The organism is Pantoea sp. Taur, assembly GCF_009830025.1.
Taxonomy (GTDB): Bacteria; Pseudomonadota; Gammaproteobacteria; order Enterobacterales; family Enterobacteriaceae; genus Pantoea; species Pantoea communis.
Map to the genome: position 1 here is coordinate 15,464 of NZ_SZZZ01000003.1, position 20,172 is coordinate 35,635.

At 52.2% G+C, this 20,172-nt stretch carries 23 protein-coding genes; 18 read left to right on the forward strand and 5 right to left on the reverse strand.

All coding sequences use genetic code 11. From position 1 onward, the window contains the following. Positions 1-90 precede the first annotated feature (90 nt). The 10 genes from FD744_RS04610 (at position 91) to FD744_RS04650 (ending at position 9,041) form a co-directional block, all read left to right on the forward strand. On the forward strand, positions 91-630 hold the full coding sequence (locus tag FD744_RS04610) for a sugar dehydrogenase complex small subunit (RefSeq protein WP_160867473.1): 540 nt from the start codon (positions 91-93) through the stop codon (positions 628-630). Between the two features lie 20 nt (positions 631-650). Next, positions 651-2,279, forward strand: coding sequence for a GMC family oxidoreductase (locus FD744_RS04615; RefSeq protein WP_160867474.1), 1,629 nt, complete (start codon positions 651-653; stop codon positions 2,277-2,279). A gap of 2 nt (positions 2,280-2,281) precedes the next feature. Next, positions 2,282-3,661: a cytochrome c gene (locus tag FD744_RS04620; RefSeq protein WP_160867475.1), complete on the forward strand. Its 1,380-nt coding sequence runs from the start codon at positions 2,282-2,284 to the stop codon at positions 3,659-3,661. A gap of 56 nt (positions 3,662-3,717) precedes the next feature. Beyond that, a complete protein-coding gene (locus FD744_RS04625; RefSeq protein WP_160867476.1) occupies positions 3,718-4,218 on the forward strand; it encodes a sugar dehydrogenase complex small subunit in 501 nt (166 codons plus the stop codon). A gap of 20 nt (positions 4,219-4,238) precedes the next feature. After that, entirely contained in the window at positions 4,239-5,843 is a 1,605-nt protein-coding gene (locus tag FD744_RS04630; RefSeq protein WP_160867477.1) for a GMC family oxidoreductase, read from the forward strand. Continuing rightward, positions 5,836-7,164 (forward strand): cytochrome c, encoded by a 1,329-nt coding sequence (locus tag FD744_RS04635; protein WP_160867478.1) that lies wholly within the window; start codon positions 5,836-5,838, stop codon positions 7,162-7,164. The genes FD744_RS04630 and FD744_RS04635 overlap by 8 nt, the downstream gene beginning before the upstream one ends. Before the next feature lie 71 nt (positions 7,165-7,235). Continuing rightward, positions 7,236-8,129, forward strand: coding sequence for a dihydrodipicolinate synthase family protein (locus tag FD744_RS04640; RefSeq protein ID WP_160867479.1), 894 nt, complete (start codon positions 7,236-7,238; stop codon positions 8,127-8,129). Positions 8,130-8,256: 127 nt separating this feature from the next. Continuing rightward, positions 8,257-8,472: a YdgH/BhsA/McbA-like domain containing protein gene (locus FD744_RS04645; protein WP_160867480.1), complete on the forward strand. Its 216-nt coding sequence runs from the start codon at positions 8,257-8,259 to the stop codon at positions 8,470-8,472. Between the two features lie 92 nt (positions 8,473-8,564). Next, positions 8,565-8,717, forward strand: coding sequence for a hypothetical protein (locus FD744_RS25315; RefSeq protein WP_176505793.1), 153 nt, complete (start codon positions 8,565-8,567; stop codon positions 8,715-8,717). Between the two features lie 108 nt (positions 8,718-8,825). Continuing rightward, positions 8,826-9,041 (forward strand): YdgH/BhsA/McbA-like domain containing protein, encoded by a 216-nt coding sequence (locus FD744_RS04650; RefSeq protein ID WP_034829897.1) that lies wholly within the window; start codon positions 8,826-8,828, stop codon positions 9,039-9,041. Positions 9,042-9,099: 58 nt separating this feature from the next. Here the strand turns inward: FD744_RS04650 and idnD are convergent, their stop codons facing one another. From idnD to FD744_RS04670, 4 genes are all read right to left on the reverse strand, one after another. After that, positions 9,100-10,140, reverse strand: coding sequence for an L-idonate 5-dehydrogenase (idnD, locus tag FD744_RS04655; protein WP_160867481.1), 1,041 nt, complete (start codon positions 10,138-10,140; stop codon positions 9,100-9,102). A gap of 8 nt (positions 10,141-10,148) precedes the next feature. After that, positions 10,149-11,510, reverse strand: coding sequence for an MFS transporter (locus FD744_RS04660; protein ID WP_097119049.1), 1,362 nt, complete (start codon positions 11,508-11,510; stop codon positions 10,149-10,151). Positions 11,511-11,523: 13 nt separating this feature from the next. After that, positions 11,524-12,813: an MFS transporter gene (locus FD744_RS04665; RefSeq protein ID WP_160867482.1), complete on the reverse strand. Its 1,290-nt coding sequence runs from the start codon at positions 12,811-12,813 to the stop codon at positions 11,524-11,526. Positions 12,814-12,883: 70 nt separating this feature from the next. Further along, complete coding sequence (locus FD744_RS04670; protein WP_160867483.1) at positions 12,884-13,651, reverse strand: SDR family oxidoreductase; 768 nt, start codon at positions 13,649-13,651, stop codon at positions 12,884-12,886. 279 nt (positions 13,652-13,930) lie between these two features. On the opposite strand from FD744_RS04670, the gene FD744_RS04675 reads away from it, so the two are divergent. The 5 genes from FD744_RS04675 to FD744_RS04695 all read left to right on the forward strand — a co-directional run bounded on the left by FD744_RS04675 (position 13,931) and on the right by FD744_RS04695 (position 17,128). Further along, positions 13,931-14,632, forward strand: a complete 702-nt coding sequence (locus FD744_RS04675; RefSeq protein WP_160867791.1) for a FadR/GntR family transcriptional regulator — start codon at positions 13,931-13,933, stop codon at positions 14,630-14,632. A 76-nt stretch (positions 14,633-14,708) separates the two neighbouring features. Then, complete coding sequence (locus FD744_RS04680; RefSeq protein WP_160867484.1) at positions 14,709-15,962, forward strand: enolase C-terminal domain-like protein; 1,254 nt, start codon at positions 14,709-14,711, stop codon at positions 15,960-15,962. Between the two features lie 191 nt (positions 15,963-16,153). Next, the gene (locus FD744_RS04685) at positions 16,154-16,363 is read left to right on the forward strand and encodes a YdgH/BhsA/McbA-like domain containing protein (RefSeq protein WP_160867485.1); all 210 of its coding nucleotides are present in this window, start codon (positions 16,154-16,156) and stop codon (positions 16,361-16,363) included. A 237-nt stretch (positions 16,364-16,600) separates the two neighbouring features. Then, a complete protein-coding gene (locus tag FD744_RS04690) occupies positions 16,601-16,819 on the forward strand; it encodes a type II toxin-antitoxin system CcdA family antitoxin (RefSeq protein ID WP_034829890.1) in 219 nt (72 codons plus the stop codon). A gap of 3 nt (positions 16,820-16,822) precedes the next feature. Further along, positions 16,823-17,128, forward strand: coding sequence for a CcdB family protein (locus FD744_RS04695; protein ID WP_160867486.1), 306 nt, complete (start codon positions 16,823-16,825; stop codon positions 17,126-17,128). Positions 17,129-17,169: 41 nt separating this feature from the next. Here the strand turns inward: FD744_RS04695 and FD744_RS04700 are convergent, their stop codons facing one another. Beyond that, positions 17,170-17,919, reverse strand: a complete 750-nt coding sequence (locus tag FD744_RS04700) for an IclR family transcriptional regulator (protein ID WP_034829888.1) — start codon at positions 17,917-17,919, stop codon at positions 17,170-17,172. Positions 17,920-18,054: 135 nt separating this feature from the next. On the opposite strand from FD744_RS04700, the gene FD744_RS04705 reads away from it, so the two are divergent. The 3 genes from FD744_RS04705 to FD744_RS04715 all read left to right on the forward strand — a co-directional run bounded on the left by FD744_RS04705 (position 18,055) and on the right by FD744_RS04715 (position 20,137). Continuing rightward, a complete protein-coding gene (locus FD744_RS04705; RefSeq protein ID WP_160867487.1) occupies positions 18,055-19,185 on the forward strand; it encodes an MFS transporter in 1,131 nt (376 codons plus the stop codon). An 86-nt stretch (positions 19,186-19,271) separates the two neighbouring features. Beyond that, on the forward strand, positions 19,272-19,583 hold the full coding sequence (locus tag FD744_RS04710) for a cupin (RefSeq protein WP_097119056.1): 312 nt from the start codon (positions 19,272-19,274) through the stop codon (positions 19,581-19,583). A gap of 338 nt (positions 19,584-19,921) precedes the next feature. Further along, complete coding sequence (locus FD744_RS04715) at positions 19,922-20,137, forward strand: YdgH/BhsA/McbA-like domain containing protein (RefSeq protein WP_034829885.1); 216 nt, start codon at positions 19,922-19,924, stop codon at positions 20,135-20,137. The last annotated feature ends 35 nt before the right edge of the window (positions 20,138-20,172 follow it).

The following is a 20,172-nucleotide window of genomic DNA, read 5'->3' on the forward strand; positions in this document are numbered from 1 at the left end:
TCGCGGTGCTGTTACGTTATTCAAATAACTAGATTTTTTACCTTCGCTTTGCGATGGGTTTTGAGCCGTGTCACTAACCAGGGATACACCATGAGTAAGTTGCAAGACCTGCCGCCAGGCGAGGTCCAGTTGTCACGTCGGAGAGTGTTACTGTCCGGCGCTGTGATCGTGGCTGGCGGCCTGATCACCACCACGCTTCCGCGTTTGGCGTTTGCAGACTCGTCAAAAAATTTCATTCCTTTCATGCAGATATCTCGTCTTCTGGTCAATCACAAACTGGATGATGCGGTCGGGCAGCGCATGTTGGCGCTGTTGGAACTCGAACAGCCGGAACTCATGACAAATCTCAATCATCTGCTGGCAATTGCCAAAGCCAATAAGGCGCAGATCGTTGAAGATTTCTTCCCGGCGATTCCGGAAGGTGCTTTGCAGCAACTGGCGCACAAAATCATCTTTGGCTGGTACACCGGCTGCCTCGAACCGAAACGTTCGGCAAAAGCGTTCGCTTATGAACAGGCGCTGACCTGGCACACCACGATGGACACCATCACGATTCCGTCTTACGGCATCAGTGGGCCAAATAACTGGCAGCGCACCAACACACCGGTTCTTCCCGTACCGCAATTCTGACCAATAAAAGAAGATAAAATATGGCAGCTCCTTCTCAGTCACCCGTGGTGATCGTTGGCACCGGCGTGGTCGGTGTGGTGATCGCTGAGCAACTGCTTGATGCCGGCATTCCGGTATTGATGCTGGAAGCCGGCCCGCGCGTTTCGCGTGCCGAAATCGTTGAAAATTATCGCAATCTACCCCTGGCGGCCAAAGGCAACCCGATTGAGTGCTACCCGTCCCGCGATTGGGCTCCGCATCCGGAACCGGCAGGGGCGGGCAAAGGGTATCTGCAATTAAGCGGCGAGGACTCTTATGCGCAAAGCTATGTGCGCTATGCGGGTGGATCGACCTGGCACTGGGCAGGAACATGTTGGCGCTTAACGCCTGCGGATATGCAATTGCATTCTCGCTACGGCGTTGGACGTGACTGGGCGTTTGATTATGAGACGCTGGAACCTTATTACGCCCGTGCTGAATATAAACTCGGCATTTGTGGACCGGACGATCCGGCACTGCAATGGCCTCCACTGCGTTCGAAACCTTATCCGATGCCCGCGCTGCCGTTTGGACCGGGTGAAGCACGCTTTACCGAAGTGGTGCGCGAGAAGCTGGGGTTGCACAACATCCCTACCGCGCAGGCCCGTAACAGCGGCATGTCCTATGACGATCGCCCGGCATGCTGCGCCAATAACAACTGCGTGCCGGTTTGTCCGGTGGGCGCGAAGTATGATGGTGCGACGGCACTTTCCCGCCTCGAAGCCAAAGGTGCCACTATCCTTGATAACGCGGTGGTGTGGCGTATTGAAACCAATGCCGGCAACAAAATCGAAGCGGTGCACTACTACGATCAGCACAAGCAAACCCATCGTGTCAGCGGCAAGCTGTTCATCATTGCGTGTAACGGGCTGGAAACACCAAAATTGCTGCTGATGTCTGCTGATTCGCGCAACCCGAACGGCATTGCGAATAGCTCCGATCAAGTCGGCCGCAACATGATGGACCATCCACAAATCACCATGACCTTAACGCTGGATGAACCTTATTGGGCGGGCGTAGGACCGGTGGTGAATAGCGGCATTATGGAAACCTCGCAAGGCGATTTCCGTTCTGAGCATGCGGGTGCTTACTTCCGCTTCAACAACTTTGCGCGCAACCGCTTCGTCACTTTTGGCGCACTGGAGAAAGGGCTGGTGGGTAAAGCACTGGATGAAGAGATCCGCCGCATGACCGCCTGCACCGCCGATATCGTGCTGGCGCATGAGATCCTGCCTGATGCCAATAACCGCCTGACGCTGAGCGATAAAAAGGATTGGCTTGGTCTGCCGAAACCGGCCATTCACTACAATGTGGGCGACTATGTTCGCCGTTCGTACCAGAACTACTCCAAACCGATCGCTGACAAGATTGCTGAAGCGATGGGCGCGATCGATAAGAAGTTCTCGAAACAATTCAACCAGAGCAAGCACATCATGGGTGGCACCATCATGGGTAACGACCCGGCTAATTCGGTGGTGGACAACGAGTGTCGCGCTCACGATCACCGCAATCTGTTCCTGCCGGGCGGCGGGGCGATGGCAAGTACCGCCTGCGGTAACAGCACCTTGACGATGGTGGCGCTCGCCTTTAAAGCCGCTGATGCCATCGTTAAACAGGCTCTGGAGGCGTAATCATGTTGAAAATAAAACAGATCGCGCTGGTTCTGGCACTGGCGAGCGGTGCCGCTCATGCCGCTGATGATGCCTTGGTCAAAAAAGGCGAATATTTAGCGGTAGCCTCAGATTGTACTGCCTGTCATACCGCTGAACACGGTAAACCCTTCGCCGGTGGCAAAGCGATTGAATCACCGGTGGGTGAAATCATCGCCACCAACATCACGCCGTCGAAGGTCGCAGGGATTGGCAACTACAGTGAGCAGCAATTTGCTGATGCGCTGCGTAAAGGTGTGCGTGCCGATGGCGCCAATCTTTATCCGGCGATGCCTTACACCGCGTATGCCACCTTAACGGATGAAGATGTGCATGCGCTGTACGCCTACTTCATGTCAGGCGTGCAGCCGGTGGATAACACGACGGAAGAGACCCATCTGCCGTTCCCGTTGAATCTGCGTTTTTCGATGATGTTCTGGAACGCGCTGTTCCTGAAAGCTCCGGGTTACACAGCGGATGCGTCACACTCTGACAGCTGGAATCGCGGACGCTATCTGGTGGATGGCGCAGCGCACTGTAGCACTTGCCACACCCCTCGCGGTTTTCTGATGCAGGAGAAAGAGGGTGATGCCTTTACTGGTGCGCAGGTCGGCCCGTGGTTCGCGCCCAATATCACCGCCAACGCGGTGAGTGGGATTGGCCAGTGGTCACAGCAGGATCTTATCACTTACCTGAAAACCGGTCGTCTCTCGGGGAAAGCGCAGGCTGCTGGTAGCATGGCGGAGGCGATTACCCACAGCTTCCAGCACTTATCGGATGCCGATTTGGCCGCCATTGCCGAATACATGGGCAGCGTGACGGATAAAGATGCACCTGCGAGCGGCGCTTCGCGCTTCGAACAGGGTAAAGCGGCTCAAAATCTGGTGGCGTTCCGTGGTGATGCATTCAACGCGCCCACCAGCGATGAAGGTGCTCGCCTGTTCTCCGGCAATTGCGCGTCGTGTCACGGCAGCAGCGGCCAGGGAACCAAAGACGCGTTTTATCCGAGCCTATTCCATAATAGTGCTACTGCAGAGCGTAATCCGTCGAACCTGAATGCTACCATTCTTTACGGTGTGCAGCGTCATACCGCCGAAGGTGATGTGTTTATGCCGCCGTTTGGTTCGCAGCCGAACGCACTGAATCAGCTTGATGATCAGCAAGTTGCCACGCTGTCGAACTGGATCTTGCATCACTACGGCAATGTTGACGCAACCGTCTCACCAGATCAGGTGGCGGAGATCCGTCGTGGTGGACCGTCATCACCACTGGTGATGCTGGCGCAGGTCGGGGTAGGCGTCGGTGCGTTGGTGGTAATTGCACTGCTGATGTGGTGGCTGATGCGCCGCAGACATAAAAAATAGATTCGATTTTATTCTGTCGCCTGTGATGGCAGGCGACGTTTTTACTGGAAGACACTATGAAGCACTACTCACGCCGCCGCGTGTTGAAGATGGTCGGGCTGGTGACGATTGCCAGCGCCGCAGGCCAGCTTTTGCCGTTGCCGCGCCTTAACGCCGCCCAGTCACCGACCAACGTGGCTGGGCTGGATGATTTTATGCAGGTTTCACAACTGCTGACGCAACAAGAATCCCTGAATGCCACCGTTGGGCGTGCGCTGCTTTTGGCCCTGAGCCAGACGCAGAAAGGTCTTCTCCCTGCGCTGGCACAGTTGAAGGCGTTACTGCAAAACCAGCCAGAACTGCTGCAGCAAGATCACCTGGCGTTTGCCTCGGATGCGGACAGCGAAAAGCTGGCAAAAGTGATACTTGTCGGCTGGTACAACGGTGTGGTCGGCAAAGGCAATCACGCGCTGTATGTCACCTACGTGAACTCGCTCGCCAATCTGCTGGTGGATGACAAATTAGTGCCGCCGAGTTTCTCCTACGGCAAATGTGGTAGCTGGGCGCAACAGCCCTGATTCAGAAGAGTAATGTCGTTATGAAAAACAATAATTCCGCCGATGTGGTTGTTATCGGCGCGGGCGTTAACGGCTCGCTGCTGGCGACCCGTCTGGCAAAAGCAGGTAAATCAGTACTGTTACTGGAGTCCGGCCCGAAAGTAGCACGCGATCAGCTGGTTGAGCGTTTCCGTGCATCGGCGTTCAAATCTGACTTTATGTCGCCGTATCCGTTCTCGCCCAAGGCACCGCATCCGCGCTATACACCGGAACCGAATGATTACCTGCATCAGGCCGGGCCGCATCCGTTTGCTGCGCAGTACATTCGCATGTTTGGTGGCACCAGCTGGCACTGGGCGGCGCAGTTGTGGCGCTTTGTTCCCAACGACTTCCGTCAGCACAGCCAGTATGGCGTCGGCAAAGATTGGCCAATTGGCTATGACGACCTGGAAGAGTACTACTATCAGGCGGAAGTGATCGCGGGTGTCGGCGGATCGCCGGACAATGGTTCGCCGCGCAGCAAACCTTATCCGATGGAGCGCGTGCCGGCGTCCTGGTTGCAGCAACGCGTGACCGCACGCCTGGCACCCGACTTCACCGTGCTCGATGACAGCACGGGTCGCAACAGCCACAGTTACGATGGCCGTCCGGCCTGCTGCGGCAATAACAACTGCATGCCGCTTTGCCCAATCGACGCCCAGTATCACGGCGGGATTGCCGCACAGCAGGCTGAAAACAGCGGCGTGAAAGTGATCACCGAAGCGGTGGTGTATCAGCTGGAGCACGATGCCAAGGGCAATATCGTGGCAGCCAATTACTATGACTGGAACAAAGTCAGCCATCGTGTCACGGCTGATACCTTTGTACTGGCCGCCAACGCGATTGAAACCCCAAAACTGCTGCTGATGTCTGTCAGCGATAAATTCCCGAACGGTATCGCCAACGCGCACGATAATGTGGGTCGCAACCTGTGCGATCACCCGGCGATAGGCGTGACGTTTGACGTCGATGAAGAGATTTGGCCAGGACGTGGCCCGGTGAGTCCTTGTTCGATTGGTCAGTTCCGCGACGGCGATTTCCGCAGCGAACATTCACCGTTCCGTATCGATATCTCTAACGCTTCACAGGTTGCCTCAGTGACTAAAGAAGCGCTGGCGGAAGGACTGTTTGGCAAGAAGTTGCAGGAAGCGATTCGCTTCCACGCCGCGCGACGCCTTAGCATCAAAAATGCGCTTGAGCAGTTACCCGATCCGAACAACCGCGTGACCTTGAGCAGCAACAAGGACGAGCTGGGTTTACCCACGCCATCGCTGTATTGGGACGTGAACGACTACGTCATCAAAGGTACCGCGAAAACCCGTGAATGCTATGACGCGATTGCAGCCAAACTCGGCGCAACCAACATTAAGCACAGCAAAACCGGTAAGTTCTCTAATCGTCAGCACATCACCGGCACGCTCTCTATGGGCCTCGACCCGGCGACCAGTGTGACCGATGCGTGGGGGCGTGCACATGATCATCATAATCTGTTTATGGTTGGCACGGGTGTGATGCCAACGGTGGGCACCTGTAACGTCACGCTCACGGCAATGGCGCTGGCTCTTCGTACCGCCGACAAAATCCTGCAGGAGACGCAACATGGCTAAGCACTGGAAAGCCCTGCTTGCAGTAGGCACGTTGGCGTTGGCTGTTTCACAAGCGCATGCAGCGGATGAGCAACTGATTAAGCGCGGGGAGTATCTGGCGATTGCCGGTGACTGCGGCGCGTGTCACACCGAAGAGGGTAAAGCCCCTTTCAGTGGCGGCCACGCGATTGCGAGCCCGTTGGGCACGATCTTCAGTACCAATATCACCCCCTCTAAAACGGCAGGGATCGGCCAATACAGCGAGCAGCAGTTTGCCGATGCGTTGCGTAAAGGGGTTCGCGGTGATGGCAGTCAACTTTATCCGGCGATGCCGTATACCGCTTACGCGAAGCTCACCGATGAGGATGTCGCTGCATTGTATGCCTACTTTATGCAGGGTGTGCAGCCGGTAGATATTCAGCCTGAGAAAACGGCATTGCCGTTCCCCTTCAATCTGCGTTTCAGCATGGCAGCCTGGAATCTGTTGTTCATGGACAGCAAGCCCTTCCAGCCGGACGAGAAGCAGTCAGAAGAATGGAATCGCGGCGCCTATCTGGTGCAGGGTTTAACCCACTGCAGCACCTGCCACACGCCGCGTAATTTCCTGATGGCGGAACAGCAGGACAAAAACTTGCAGGGTGCGTCACTCGGTACCTGGTTTGCACCTGATATCACGGCGGCAGCCTTGCAGGGCAAACCGCATTGGACACGTGAAATGTTGGCGCAGTATCTTGCAACTGGCCACGTCAGCAACGGCGCAACGGCGGGCGGTCCGATGCTGGAAGCGATCGATAAGAGCTTCTCACGTATGACAGCAGAAGATCGCCAGGCTATTGCGACTTATTTGTTACCACAGGATAGCGCCACTGCTGAACCTGCGCAGGCCAATCGCTGGACGCTGGTAAGAGGTGACGATACGCCGCAGGCGGTATTAAGCGAAGGCGCACAGATTTATCGCAATAACTGTGCATCCTGCCATAACCTGACAGGCGAGGGGCTGAATGGACTGCCGGCATTACAAAATCATCCGGTGCTGAATAAGCCCAATGCGGACAATGTGGCGATGGCAGTACTGCAAGGCGTTTGGCCTGAAAAAGGGCAAGGGATGATTGGCTTTGCCGGTCAACTCAACGACCACCAAATCGCTGCGCTGACTAACTATGTGATGCAAGATATCGGGCACAGCAAGGTGCAGATCAGCGAGGAGCGAGTGAAATCACTGCGTGCTGGTGGTGATGCTTCGCCGCTGATGCTGGTGTCGCGCATCGGCATGGCCGCTGCCGGGTTCATCGTGGTGCTGGGGCTGTTTTGGTTAGGTTTCAGAAGAAAGAACAAACGCTAACGGCTTTGTCCTATGACAAATAGTCAGCTGTTGTTAAGATGCGCTTTTACGTTATCTAACAGGAGCTGGCTATGTTTTCAGGTCTTAGTGCCTTTCCGCTGACCCCGGTCAATGCGACAGGCATTGATGAAAAATCCTTTCTCTCGCTTCTCGCGCGTCTAACAACGGCAAAAGTCGATTCACTGGGCGTGCTGGGTTCAACCGGTAGCTACGCCTATTTCACCCGCGAGCAGCGCAAGCGCGTGGCGACGCTGGCCGTACAGCATGCGGATGGCATTCCGGTGATGGTTAGCATTGGCGCAACCAGCACAGATGAGGTGCTGCGACTGGCGGAAGATGCGCAGCATGCAGGCGTAAGCGCTTTATTATTACCTGCTGTTTCCTACCAAAAGCTTACTGAAGAGGAAGTGTTTGGCTTCTATGCCGAGGTGGCGCGGAATGTTTCGCTGCCCATCTGCGTTTATGATAATCCCGGCACGACCCACACCGAGTTCTCAAATGATCTTTATGCACGGATAGCCGCGCTTCCCAATATCGCTTCCATCAAAATACCGGGTGTGCCTGCCGACATGCATTCCGCAGCCCAGCGGGTGAGCGCATTACGTGCGCAACTCCCCGCAGAGATAAGCATTGGTGTCAGTGGTGATGCATCGGCCGGCAACGGTTTAATGGCGGGATGCGATGTCTGGTATTCCGTATGTGGCGGCTTATTTCCCAACACAGCATTAGCGCTGACACGAGCCGCTCAGGCGGGCGATTTCGCTGCTGTCGTTGAGCAATCCCAGCGACTGGAGCCGCTTTGGACGCTGTTCCGTCAGCATGGCGGCAGTATTCGCGTGATAGCGGCCGCAGCGGCACTGCTCGGGCTGGCGGAAGAAAACAACTTGCCGCGCCCGCTACGTGCTTTATCCAGTGAGCATCAACGGGAAGTACTCCAGGTGATAAGATCGCTGGAGTTGGCCTAGCTCAGTTAACTATTAGTGCGATCATAGTTTTCGCACTAATAGTTAAGATCGATATAGTTTACATAGTTATTGTTGTTTCCATCGAAGGCACACAGCCTTCTCATCAAACAAACCAAGGAATATGACCATGAAAACTATCAAAGCAATGTCAATCGCCGCTGTTGCCGCTCTTTCACTGATGTCTGCTGCCAGCTTTGCTCAAACAGTATCTGCCACTTCACTGACTCTGGACGGTGCGGAAGCGAAAATCGCTGCTCAGGCACATCAGCAGAACGCACAATACAAAATCATTGAAGCCAGCGACGGCAATGTCGTGCACATGACCGCTGAGCTGTACAAATAATTATCGGATGGTTGCACAGGGAAGTGCCGGAGCAGGCCGCCTTACGGGGCGGCCTTTTTCGTTGAGAGGCGTAATGCAGTGGAGACCGCATCATGAAACAGAATCATGACCAGATTGATCAGCAAGCCAGTGCATTTGTTGAAGCGCTGCGCACGCAGCGTCATGCACACATGCCGGTGATGCGTTTCCATCAGTGGCCGCAGTTTATCTCGACCGTGCGCACCTTGCTTGCGAACAATAATTAGCTAGATCATCATTATCGCACTAATAGTTAATATAGAAACGATAACTAAGGTTATCATTGTTTCATCGAAGGCACACAGCCTTCATCAATAACCCAAAGGAATATGACCATGAAAACCATTAAAACACTGACCATCGCCGCTGCTGCCGCTCTTTCACTGATGTCTGCCGCCAGCTTTGCACAAAGCATTTCCGTAGAGTCTTCAACTCTTGACGGTGCAGAAGCAAAAGTTGCCGCAGTGGCACAAGAGCAGGGCGCACAGTATAAAATCACTGAAGCAAACACCAACAACCGTGTGCACATGACTGCAGAGCTGTACAAATAAGTTTAGTTTCCGCTTCAGCGTTAAGGCCGCCTTCGGGCGGCTTTGCTGTATCTGAAACCTAGAAAACTAACTGCACTTTTGCGGCCCTTTCTTTGTCAGCCGCCAACTCGAGTGCGGCAACCGCCTGGTCCATCGGCATTTCAGCGGACAGTAACGGCAGAGGATCAATTTTCCCCGTCCCCAGCCAACGTACGGCAGTGGAAAACTCATCGACGAACCTAAACGAGCCGCGTAATTGAACCTCTTTAACCAAGAGAGGACCGATGGGATAGGTGATTTCAGCCTGACCCATACCAAGTTGCACGATAATCCCGCCGGGTCGGGTATAGGCAACGACTGAGGCGACGGCAGCGGCAGCGCCGGAGGCCTCAAAACACACATCGAAGCGGCCACCTTGTTCACGCCATCCGGCAACGACTTCTTCATCTCGCGGGTCCCAGACCGAGGCCGCTCCCATTTCTAATGCCAACGTGCGGCAACGTTCGCTGAGATCGGTCGCCACCACTTCTGTCGCTCCTGAAGCTAAAGCCGCTGCAATCACCAGACATCCAATCGGTCCTGCGCCAGTCACCAAAACGCGTTTGCCCGTTAAATCCCCAGCCTGTTTGATGGCGTGAATACACACAGCTAGCGGTTCGGCGAAGGCAATCACCTTTGCCTCTACATTATCTTCATAAGGGATACACTGCTCTGGCGCGACCACCACATGCTGGGCGAATCCACCGTTAACATGAGGGTAAAACTGTGCGCTTCCCATGAATCGCATGGAGCGGCAGAGATTTTGTTTACCTGAGCGGCAGATATCGCACTGCTGGCAGGGTTGCGATGGGTTGATGGCCACTCGTTGCCCTGCATGCAGGCTGCTTGCCTGTGGTGCTTGCTCAACGATGCCAACAAATTCATGCCCTAACACCATCGGCGACTTCAATACCGACATACCTGCCCGACCATGCAAGAAATAATGGATATCGGAACCACAGATTCCCCCGCGCTCCACTTTCACCAGCACTTGATCGCTGTTCCAGGCAATATCTTGATTCTCACACCGTACATCATGGGCTCCCGCCACCATGACGGCTTTAACCGTTTTATGCTGCATGATTACTCCTAAGCATTTGAAGGTGTCTTATATTTCTCTTTGTCACGCGGGGTCGGTTGTTCTTCTGGAGGAACCATGACTTCGATTTTTCCCACCAGGAACAGATAGGCGAGGAAACCTGCCAGAGCGACAGCCGCGATGTACCACATCGCGTATTGAAAGTTTTGCGTGCGTTGCAAAATAATGCCGATGATGATGGGGCTGGCGATACCGGACAAGTTACCGAAGATATTGAGAAATCCACCAATGGTGCCAATCAGGTGACGAGGAATCACATCACTGCATACCACCCAACCGAGATTGGAGAAAGCATTGGCGAAAAAGGCGATAGACAGGATACCAATCGCTATCACGGGTTGGTCCTGGAAGAAATTCACCAGTGCAATAGAACAGGTCAGCAACATTCCTGTCATCACAGGAAGTTTACGCGCAAAGGTACGGCTGCGGCCGCGCTTCAGCAGCAGATCACTTAATGTACCGCCGCACAACACACCAGCCATGGCCATGAGGTAAGGGAACATGGCGCCAATCCCTGCTTTGTCGATCGACAGGTGCAATCCTTTCTCCAGATAGACAATAAACCAGGTCAGGAAAAAGTAGAGCGTGGACGACGCTGCGAACTGGGCAATAAACAGCCCCCAGGTGGTGCGTTGACGCAAGATGAAGCGCACTTCAGGCCAGTTCACCCGGGTATTTGCCCCTTTTACTTCAGAACCATAGCCGCCACCCTGGCGAATAATATCCAGTTCACCTTTATTTACCTGCGTGCTGTGTTGCGGATCGCGATAGCGAATCAGCCAGTAAAAACCAAATACAATGCCGACCGCGCCAGAAATGTAAAACGACATCTCCCAGCCCCATTTGCTCACGATCAGGGAAAGCAGTGGGGTGAGCAGCGCGAGGCCAATGTATTGCGCACTGGAGTAGGTCGCTGTTGCACGGGCACGTTCATGATCGGGGAACCATGTCGCAATGATCTTGGTGTTCGAAGGAAAAGAGGGCGCTTCAGCGATCCCCACCAAAGCGCGGCAAGCCAGCAGCATCATAAAGGAAGCGGTGGCGGTGGCGAAAAGATGGTGTGAAGCAAACCCCATTAGCAGGGTGAACACACTCCACAATACAATTGCGCTGCCATACAGCCAGCGGGAGCCGATACGATCCAGCAGATATCCCACCGGTATTTGGCTCATGGCGTAGAACCAGGTAAACATGGAGAACAGCAATCCGAGTTGCGTGGGTGAGAGCGCCAGGTCTCCCTGAATGTGAGAACCCGCAACGGAAAGGTTGGCACGGTCCATATAGTTAATGGCTGTCACAACAAACAACATCGCCAGCACGGAGAATCGGGTACGGGTGGGTTTAGCTGTCATGGATTAACCTTTCTCAGTGCGAAGTGGTGGCGTGGGTTAACGTGTTCGATGCGTTACTAAATCGGGTCAGTGCAGTTAAAAGCACAGCAACCACGAGGGACGCGCCCATGAAAACATATGAAGCAGCCGGATTTCCGGTCAAACCATTTAAGTAACCCACAATCCAGGCGCCGACGAATGACCCTAATGCGCCAAAACAAACGACAAATGACATTGCACCGGCTACAACGTTGCGCGGGATCATTTCAGGTATGGCGGCGAAGAATGGACCATACGGCGTATACATTGCTCCTCCCGCAATGACCAGAAGTGACCAGGAAATCCAGAAATGAGATGCGCCGAGGGTGAAGGATGCAATAAAACAAACGGCCCCCAGCCCGAGGAAAGCCAAAACGATAGCTTTGCGCTGCTGAAATTTATCAGAGTACCAGGACGCGGTTAACATCAGTGGAACGGCCAGCAGATAGGGGGCTGCAGATAGCCAACCGGTTGCCACGATGCCTAATCCAGATGCCGTTTTGAGCATCGAGGGCAGCCACATAATGAAGCCGTACATGCCTATGTTCCAAAAGAAATGGATGAAAGCAAGGGCAAGCACTTTGGGTGAACGAAATGCTTCGCGATAGTTTTTAACGGGTTTTATGGCTTGTTGTTCTTCAGCCAGCGCATTCTCGATGGCACGTTTTTCCGTATCGCTTAACCATTTGGCGTCTTTTGGTCGATCGGCGTATATCACCCACCAGATGACCGCCCAAATGATGGCTGGCGCACCTTCGATAATGAACATCCCACGCCAACCAAAGGAATTGATTAAGTATCCTGAAAGGATCGACATCCACAAAACTGTGATGGGATTACCTAGAAACAAGAAGGTATTTGCTCTGGAACGCTCTTCCCGTGTGAACCAATGACTGAGAAATATCAGCATTGCGGGCATGACAACGCTTTCGGCGACACCCAGAAGAAAACGTACGGCCGCTAAAAGTGCAACGTTATGCACCATTCCTGTTGCAGCAGCCAGCGCCCCCCAAAGGATGAGACTCCAGAAAATCAATCGCTTGGCTGAGTGTTTCTCTGCATAGATACCGCCTGGCACTTGAAAACAGAAATAACCCAGGAAGAATAGTGCGCCCAGCAGCGACGATATTGCCGGTGTGATGTTGAGGTCTTCTGCGAGTCCAGCTGCAGCGCCGAAACCGTAGTTTGCTCGATCCAAATAAGCCAGGCTGTAGGTGATGAAGGCGATGGGAATGAGCCGCCCCCAACGTTTATTAGATAGTGTCCCTGAAATGGTCTGATTCATGTTCTGACCTCTTATCGTTTTAAGGGGAGGGTACAGTGAGTCTGGAAATGCATTTTTAAATGACGTTGGTCTAAAGCGTGGCGAGCCAACCGCCGTCGACATAAATCATTTGTCCATTGACGTAGTTAGAGGCAGAGGAGGCCAGGTACACCGCTGTGCCAATCAACTCATCAGGTTTACCCCAGCGCCCTGAGGGTGTGCTATTGCAAACCCATTGATTAAATTCCAGATTTTCTACCAGCGCACTGTTCATGTCGGTGAGGATATAACCTGGCCCAATGCCATTCGATTGGATGTTATGGACTGCCCATTCAGCTGCCATCGATTTCGTCAGTAATTTGATACCGCCTTTTGCTGCGGTATAAGGGGCAACGGTGGCGCGAGCGGCTTCACTCGTGAGTGAGCCGATGTTGATAATTTTGCCACCGCTGTTGCGCGCCACCATACGCCGCGCTGCGGCACGAGCCACCAGGAAGGCACTGGTGAGATTCACATCTATTACACGCTGCCAGTCACTTAACGCCAGCTCCAGCATAGGTTTACGGAACTGAATGCCCGCATTATTGATGACGATATCGACGTGGATATTTTCTTCATCTAGCTGCGTGAAAACGCGTTCTATCTCATCCTCATTTGCAACGTTAAAGAGAAAGCCCCGCGCATTAAATTCCTGGGCTTTTAACTGTGCTAACGCGTGATGCATGTGCTGTTCGCGAGTGCCGTTGAGGATGACAGAAGCGCCAGCTTGCGCTAATCCCGTGGCATAGGAAAAACCGAGCCCACGCGTTGAACCGGTAATCAAGGCCGTTTTTCCCGTTAAATCGAAAAGGGAGTGCATGATAATTCCTCATGTAACATGACTAACAAGTTGGTGTGAAAGTTGTACGTGAGGTTGTAAGTAGCAGCAATAACCTGATCAATAAATTGCAGACTGTTTCACAAAAATGGGATCAGTTAGCAGGAGCTGGAAATAGTAAATAACACATCAACTGTATGAAATTGATGTGTTTTTATAATTCTAGTCAAAAGGGTTAAGAGTGATAAAAGAAAAAACGCCTTGTGCCAGGAGAGTGAAAAAGTTAAAAAGACCAACATGTAGGACAAGTGAGTGAGCAACGTGGCGCTGGCAAGTATTCAAAAACACAATATCGTGGACGTGATCTACGAACAGATGAAGCAGAACATTCAGGATGGCATCTGGGAGCCGGGCTGTAAGTTGCCTTCTGAAGCAGAACTCACGGCCACCTTCCAGGTTAGCCGAGTCAGCGTGCGCAGTGCTGTGCAAAAGTTACGTGATTTAGGTATCGTCATCACGCATCAGGGCAAGGGGACTTATGTTACCCGGGATGTCGCGCGCTATGGGGCCTTCAGCGACAAACAGCCGATTTTGCATCTGTCTCAGGAAGAGTTTGAGGATATGCGCGTGTTCCGCCAAACCGTTGAGTTTCGTTGCATGGAGTTGGCCGTTGAGAACGCGACTGAAGAAGATATTCAGGCACTGGAGAGCGCGCTCAACCGCATGCTGGTCAATCGGGATGATTACAAGAAATACTCTCTGGCAGATTACGATTTTCATCTGGCCATCGTGAAAGCTTCACACAACAAAATATTCATTCATGTCATGGAGTCGCTCAAGGGCATCTATGTGCATTATCTCGAAGAGTTAAATCGTGTGCTGGGCATTACGCTTGAGAGCGTTGAAGCCCACATTAAGGTATTTATGGCGCTGAAAAATCGTGATGCAGATTTGGCAACAGAGACGCTGAACAGTGCGATGACCCATAACGTGCACGCTATCGAAGATGTACGCCATAACTGAACATAGGAAAAGCCCATTGCGGCTTTTTTTATACTTCTAACATGTAGGACATCATACAAGATTAATGAGGATTAGCATGAGCCAACTTAAGATTACCAACGTAAAAACCATTCTCACTGCACCGGGCGGTATTGATCTGGTGGTGGTCAAAATTGAAACCAGTGAACCTGGGTTATACGGTTTAGGCTGTGCAACGTTTACACAACGTATTCATGCCGTCGCCTCTGCTATCGACAACTATATGAAACCGTTCTTAATAGGTAAGGATCCCGCGCGCATTGAGGATATTTGGCAATCGGCAGCGGTGAGTGGCTACTGGCGAAATGGTCCGGTCATGAACAACGCACTTTCTGGCGTCGATATGGCCTTGTGGGATTTAAAAGGTAAAGTGGCTGGGCTACCAGTGTATGAACTGTTGGGTGGGAAGTGCCGTGATGGCATTGCTCTTTATCGCCACTGTGACGGCGCAGATGAAGTTGAAGTTGAAGATAATATTCGGGCCCGTATGGAAGAGGGTTATCAATATGTACGCTGCCAGGTGGGCATGTACGGAGGTGCTGGCACCGATGACCTCCGTCTAATCGCAGGTAAATTAGCTAAGGCACGCAATATTCAGCCGAAGGTGTCACCGCGTAGCCAGACGCCGGGTGTCTATTTTGACCCTGAAGCTTACGCGCGTGCGGTACCGCGTTTATTTGAGCATCTGCGTAATAAAATTGGTTTTGGTGTGGAGTTTATTCATGACGTACACGAGCGAATCACACCGATTGCCTCGATTCAAATGGCGAAATCGCTGGAAGAGTTCCAGTTGTTTTTCCTCGAAGATCCTGTCGCGCCCGAGAACATTGATTGGCTGAAAACATTACGCGCACAGAGCAGTACACCGATTGCGATGGGAGAGTTATTTACCCAGATTAACGAATGGAAACCTCTGATTCAAAACCAGCTTATCGATTATATTCGTTGCCATGTCAGTACCATCGGCGGTATTACGCCTGCCAAAAAGCTGGCGACTTTTGCTGAGCTCTATGGCGTAAGAACAGCCTGGCATGGGCCTGGGGATATTTCACCCGTTGGTGTCGCTGCAAATCTGCATATCGATATGAGCATTACTAACCTCGGTATTCAGGAATATACGCCGGTCAATGAGGCTTTGCAGGAAGTCTTCCCGGGCTGCCCGGAGATTGATCGTGGTTATGCATACCTCAGTGTTCGCCCAGGTTTAGGTGTAGATATTGATGAAGCCCGTGCAGCTAAGTATCCAGTTAAAGGTGATCTACCCGAGTGGACTAATGCTCGCTTACCGGATGGCTCTGCGGCAAGGCCTTAATTCAAGTCGCCTTCGGGCGGCTTTGTTATTTCTGATGCGGTAAGGCAAATACTCACCCCAAAACTCTCATTCAAATAATTAGAACGATAAAAGCAAAATGATTAGATTTCAACCATCACAATACAGGTCTATTCTTTTTCACATCGAGGCGGAATGCCTCATAATCTGAAAATGAATTTGAGGAAATGACCATGAAATCTATCAAAACTTTCGTTGCAGTTTCAGCCCTTACTCTGGCTTCATTTGCCAGCTTTGCACAGAGCATTTCCGTTGAGTCCTCAACTCTTGACGGCGCAGAAGCAAAAGTTGCCGCAGTGGCACAAGAGCATGGCGCACAGTACAAAATCACTGAAGCAAACACCAACAACCGTGTGCACATGACTGCAGAGCTGTATAAATAAGTTCAGTTTCCGCTTCAGCGTTAAGGCCGCCTTCGGGCGGCTTTGCTGTTTCTGAACTAATTAACCGCCTCTCATACGTTCTACTTAGATGATCTCCAAGGTCATACAGGCCCCCCTCATATACCTTAAATCTGTAATATTCAGATTTCCCTGACACAGATTTGGCAATGGTGACTATTTACCCTCATTGTATACCCATATAGTATACCTCTAAACGACATCGATTTAGGGGGCTAAATGAGAGGCAAAGTCAGTATCACCGTTGAGAAAGACAACTATAAATATTTGGTTGACTCCGGCGTTAACGTTTCTGCATTAGCGGATGCGGCTTACGCCAAAGAGGCTAAGCGCATTAAAGGGGAACGTTGGAAGGAAGAAAATCGTGAGGGCATGGAAGAACTTGCCGCTTTTAACCAAAAGTTTGGCTCGTTCGCTGATGAGAACAGGAAGTGGTAACTCATGCAATTTGATGTTTATGAATATAAGCGGACCAGTCATTACCAACTTTTTGTCGATGTTCAGAGTAACATCCTTGATACACCGGGATTTAGAATGGCCATCCCGCTTGTTGATGCCTCTTTACTCTCTGAAAAAGTGAGTAAAGAGCTCCTTCCAATCGTTCAACTCAATGGCACTGCTTATCGGCTGAAAACTGACGATGTCGTTAGCGTTTCAAAAAGCGTGTTTGGCGATAAAGTCGGAAGTCTTGCAATCTACGAAACTGAAATTAAAGACGCTATTAACATGCTGTTTTGGGGTGTGTAAACCACTCTCAAATCTAACCCGCCCTGGCGGGTTTTATCTTTTTAGCGCGCCACCAGCGTTTCAATTTCTGCCTTCGCCTGCATCAGCGCGGCCAGTAGTTGGGGAAACTGCTCATCGAAGCGCATAGCCGGCACGGCTAAGGCCAGGGCATAGCGTTCACCCGGCCCGGTGTGCAGAGCAACACTGACGCCACAAACGCCGCGCGCATGCTCCTCCCGATCAATCGCATAACCTTGCTGGCGAATTGACTCAATCGCTTTCAGCAAAGGCTGACGATCTTTCAACGTTTGCAGGGTGCGCACCTCATTCAACTGCGGCATTAACGTCGTCAAAAGCTCTTCAGGCTGTTCCGCCAATAGGGCTTTGCCATGTGCGGCGCAGTGGGAAGGAAAGGCGGTGCTGATGGGCGAAACCACGCGCAGCTCCTGATCCGAAGCATATTGGCTGACCAGTACCGTGTGGCTGCCACGCCAGACACACAAGTCCACCGTTTCGCGGGTGCGACGCCCCAGCGTCTCCATCGCCGGTTGCGCCAGCGCAATAATATCGGTGTGCGCTGAGGCGGCAAGTCTGGTCAGTGCTGGCCCCAATTTAATTCCCGCGCTGTCCTGGATCAGCAACTGCTGCGCAATCAGAGAGGTCACCAATCGATGAACCGTGGTTCGCGGTAACGCAGTCGATTTCGCCAGTTCGGACATTGATAATCCAGCGGGGCGATTTTCCAGTGCGCGCAAAAGGGTGGCGGCACGTGCAATCACCTGTGATCCGTTAGCTTCAGTATCTGCGACCATTATTCATCCGTATCATCGATTTACCCACGTGCCACTCTACCACGTAACCCGCTAGCGATTGACATCACGCGCGATTACCCTAACACTCATGTCCGATATGTGGATAATAAACCCATTATACGGATAGGTGTATTCATGACTTTATTAAAGCCTGCAGCGGCAATGACGTTATTGGCGGTGAGTTGCCTGACCATCATGGTGGGCTGCGTTATCGTACCGGGATTGAGTGAGATTGCTGCGCGATTAGGAGTTTCACATCTGGCTAACTGGTTGGTAACGCTGCCAGCATTGGGCGTAGTACTGGCAGGGCCTTTTGCCGGACGAGCGATAGACCGTTATGGCGCTTACCCCATGCTTCTTGTGGGTCTTTTCTGTTACGGCGGATTGGGCGTGGCGGGTGCCTGGTTACCCGGCGCACCCCTGCAGATCATTGATCGTGTCCTATTAGGCTGTTTTACCGCCGTAGTGATGTCGGCTGGAACCAGTTTAATTGCCAGTTTTTATCAGGCTGAAGCACGACTTAAAATGATGGCGCGTCAGGGCATGGCTATCGAACTTGGTGGAGTGGTGTTTTTATTTATTGGCGGGATTCTGGCTTCCTTGAGTTGGCGCTATCCCTATGCACTCTATCTTTTCTCCTGGTTGCTGCTCGCATTGGTGGTCATTTTGATTCCAAGTCCGCAACAGCAAATCGCCACTGAAACCAGGGATGAAGGCGCAACCAACAGCGATCGGGCATTGCGTCCGGTATTGCTGGCGGCCATCTGCTCCATGATGTGTTTCTTTACCGCCATCATCATGCTGCCACAACGCTTTGCCGCGTTGGGCGTTAATGCCGCTCATATCGGGTATTTTCTGTCATTCGTTTCGCTGGTGGCCGTGTTGGCTGCAGCGTTGATGCCGCATGTGGCAATGCAATTTGGTCCTTATCCAACCCTGATCATGGCGTTCGTTTGTTATATGTTGGCGCACCTGGAGTTTGCTGCTGCACCGGACATGCTGCTGTGCCTGCCGGGCGGCATCCTGTTAGGCATGGGATTTGGCCTGTCAGTGCCTCTGGTCAACCATATGACGGTTGAAACCAGCCAACCGCATGAGCGTGGACGACAACTGGCGCGTTTATCGATGGCAATCTTTGCCGGGCAATTTCTCGCGGCCTTTATGGCTTATATTCCCGGCCAGGTGGCGATGACCTTTATTGCCGCAGCAATACTGGCCGTGATGAATATTGTTGCTTTGCGTAAGTTCGCCGTGGTGAGGAATTAATCTGTCCGAAAAGGGTCGATGCATGTCCTCATCCATCTATGGCTTACCGTTAAGATAGTGCGCAATCTCAATCATTCAGGATGCGCATGAAAACCATCATCAGTAAAAACTTTACTCCAGCCAAAGCCTGGGATGCCGTCGATATTGCCAATTTCGACGGTACCAGCGTCAGATTGCATTGGACTGATAAACCTTATCGCTGGCACATCAACGACGGCGAAGAGGTCTTTGTGGTGTTGGATGGTGCAGTAGAAATGCATTACCGCGAGCAGGGCGAAGTACAGAAAGTGATGTTGAATGTCGGTGATATTTTCTTTGCCAGTGTGGGAACCGAGCATGTTGCCCATCCGCAGGGGGCCGCGCGGGTACTGGTGGTTGAGAAAGAGGATTCGGTATGAAACCACACTAACCGTAATCGGTAACGATTTGATCCGTTAGGCGTAACAGGAGATGAGTGAGCAATCAGGCACAAGCTCGTACGAAAAGTAACCACGGCAGTGCAGCTGGCGTGGTTGGCGGTGGGAGGTGATTTATCCACAGGTTAGCGCGCAGTCTTTTCACCTGAAATGTGGATAACATCCTGATCATTATGACAGTCGATGTGACAGTAACGCTGTGCATGATTAGTTGGATCATCATGATCGCACTAATAGTTAATATGGTAATGGTAACCTAGGGTATTATTATTTCCATCGAAGGCACACAGCCTTCACACACAACCCAAAGGAATAAGACCATGAAAACCATCAAAACACTGACCATCGCCGCTGCTGCCGCTCTTTCACTGATGTCTGCTGCCAGCTTTGCCCAGAGCATCTCCGTTGAGTCATCAACTCTTGACGGTGCCGAAGCGAAAGTTGCCGCAGTCGCACAACAGCAGGGTGCACAGTATAAAATCACTGAAGCAAACACCAACAACCGTGTGCATATGACTGCAGAACTGTACAAATAAGTTCAGTTTCCGCTTCAGCGTTAAGGCCGCCTTCG

Coding starts and splice junctions, on each gene's coding strand:
- FD744_RS04610 (WP_160867473.1), top strand. CDS start 91: ATGAGTAAGTTGCAAGACCTGCCGCCAGGCGAGGTCCAGTTGTCACGT.
- FD744_RS04615 (WP_160867474.1), top strand. CDS start 651: ATGGCAGCTCCTTCTCAGTCACCCGTGGTGATCGTTGGCACCGGCGTG.
- FD744_RS04620 (WP_160867475.1), top strand. CDS start 2,282: ATGTTGAAAATAAAACAGATCGCGCTGGTTCTGGCACTGGCGAGCGGT.
- FD744_RS04625 (WP_160867476.1), top strand. CDS start 3,718: ATGAAGCACTACTCACGCCGCCGCGTGTTGAAGATGGTCGGGCTGGTG.
- FD744_RS04630 (WP_160867477.1), top strand. CDS start 4,239: ATGAAAAACAATAATTCCGCCGATGTGGTTGTTATCGGCGCGGGCGTT.
- FD744_RS04635 (WP_160867478.1), top strand. CDS start 5,836: ATGGCTAAGCACTGGAAAGCCCTGCTTGCAGTAGGCACGTTGGCGTTG.
- FD744_RS04640 (WP_160867479.1), top strand. CDS start 7,236: ATGTTTTCAGGTCTTAGTGCCTTTCCGCTGACCCCGGTCAATGCGACA.
- FD744_RS04645 (WP_160867480.1), top strand. CDS start 8,257: ATGAAAACTATCAAAGCAATGTCAATCGCCGCTGTTGCCGCTCTTTCA.
- FD744_RS25315 (WP_176505793.1), top strand. CDS start 8,565: ATGAAACAGAATCATGACCAGATTGATCAGCAAGCCAGTGCATTTGTT.
- FD744_RS04650 (WP_034829897.1), top strand. CDS start 8,826: ATGAAAACCATTAAAACACTGACCATCGCCGCTGCTGCCGCTCTTTCA.
- idnD (WP_160867481.1), bottom strand. CDS start 10,140: ATGCAGCATAAAACGGTTAAAGCCGTCATGGTGGCGGGAGCCCATGAT.
- FD744_RS04660 (WP_097119049.1), bottom strand. CDS start 11,510: ATGACAGCTAAACCCACCCGTACCCGATTCTCCGTGCTGGCGATGTTG.
- FD744_RS04665 (WP_160867482.1), bottom strand. CDS start 12,813: ATGAATCAGACCATTTCAGGGACACTATCTAATAAACGTTGGGGGCGG.
- FD744_RS04670 (WP_160867483.1), bottom strand. CDS start 13,651: ATGCACTCCCTTTTCGATTTAACGGGAAAAACGGCCTTGATTACCGGT.
- FD744_RS04680 (WP_160867484.1), top strand. CDS start 14,709: ATGAGCCAACTTAAGATTACCAACGTAAAAACCATTCTCACTGCACCG.
- FD744_RS04685 (WP_160867485.1), top strand. CDS start 16,154: ATGAAATCTATCAAAACTTTCGTTGCAGTTTCAGCCCTTACTCTGGCT.
- FD744_RS04690 (WP_034829890.1), top strand. CDS start 16,601: ATGAGAGGCAAAGTCAGTATCACCGTTGAGAAAGACAACTATAAATAT.
- FD744_RS04695 (WP_160867486.1), top strand. CDS start 16,823: ATGCAATTTGATGTTTATGAATATAAGCGGACCAGTCATTACCAACTT.
- FD744_RS04700 (WP_034829888.1), bottom strand. CDS start 17,919: ATGGTCGCAGATACTGAAGCTAACGGATCACAGGTGATTGCACGTGCC.
- FD744_RS04705 (WP_160867487.1), top strand. CDS start 18,055: ATGACTTTATTAAAGCCTGCAGCGGCAATGACGTTATTGGCGGTGAGT.
- FD744_RS04710 (WP_097119056.1), top strand. CDS start 19,272: ATGAAAACCATCATCAGTAAAAACTTTACTCCAGCCAAAGCCTGGGAT.
- FD744_RS04715 (WP_034829885.1), top strand. CDS start 19,922: ATGAAAACCATCAAAACACTGACCATCGCCGCTGCTGCCGCTCTTTCA.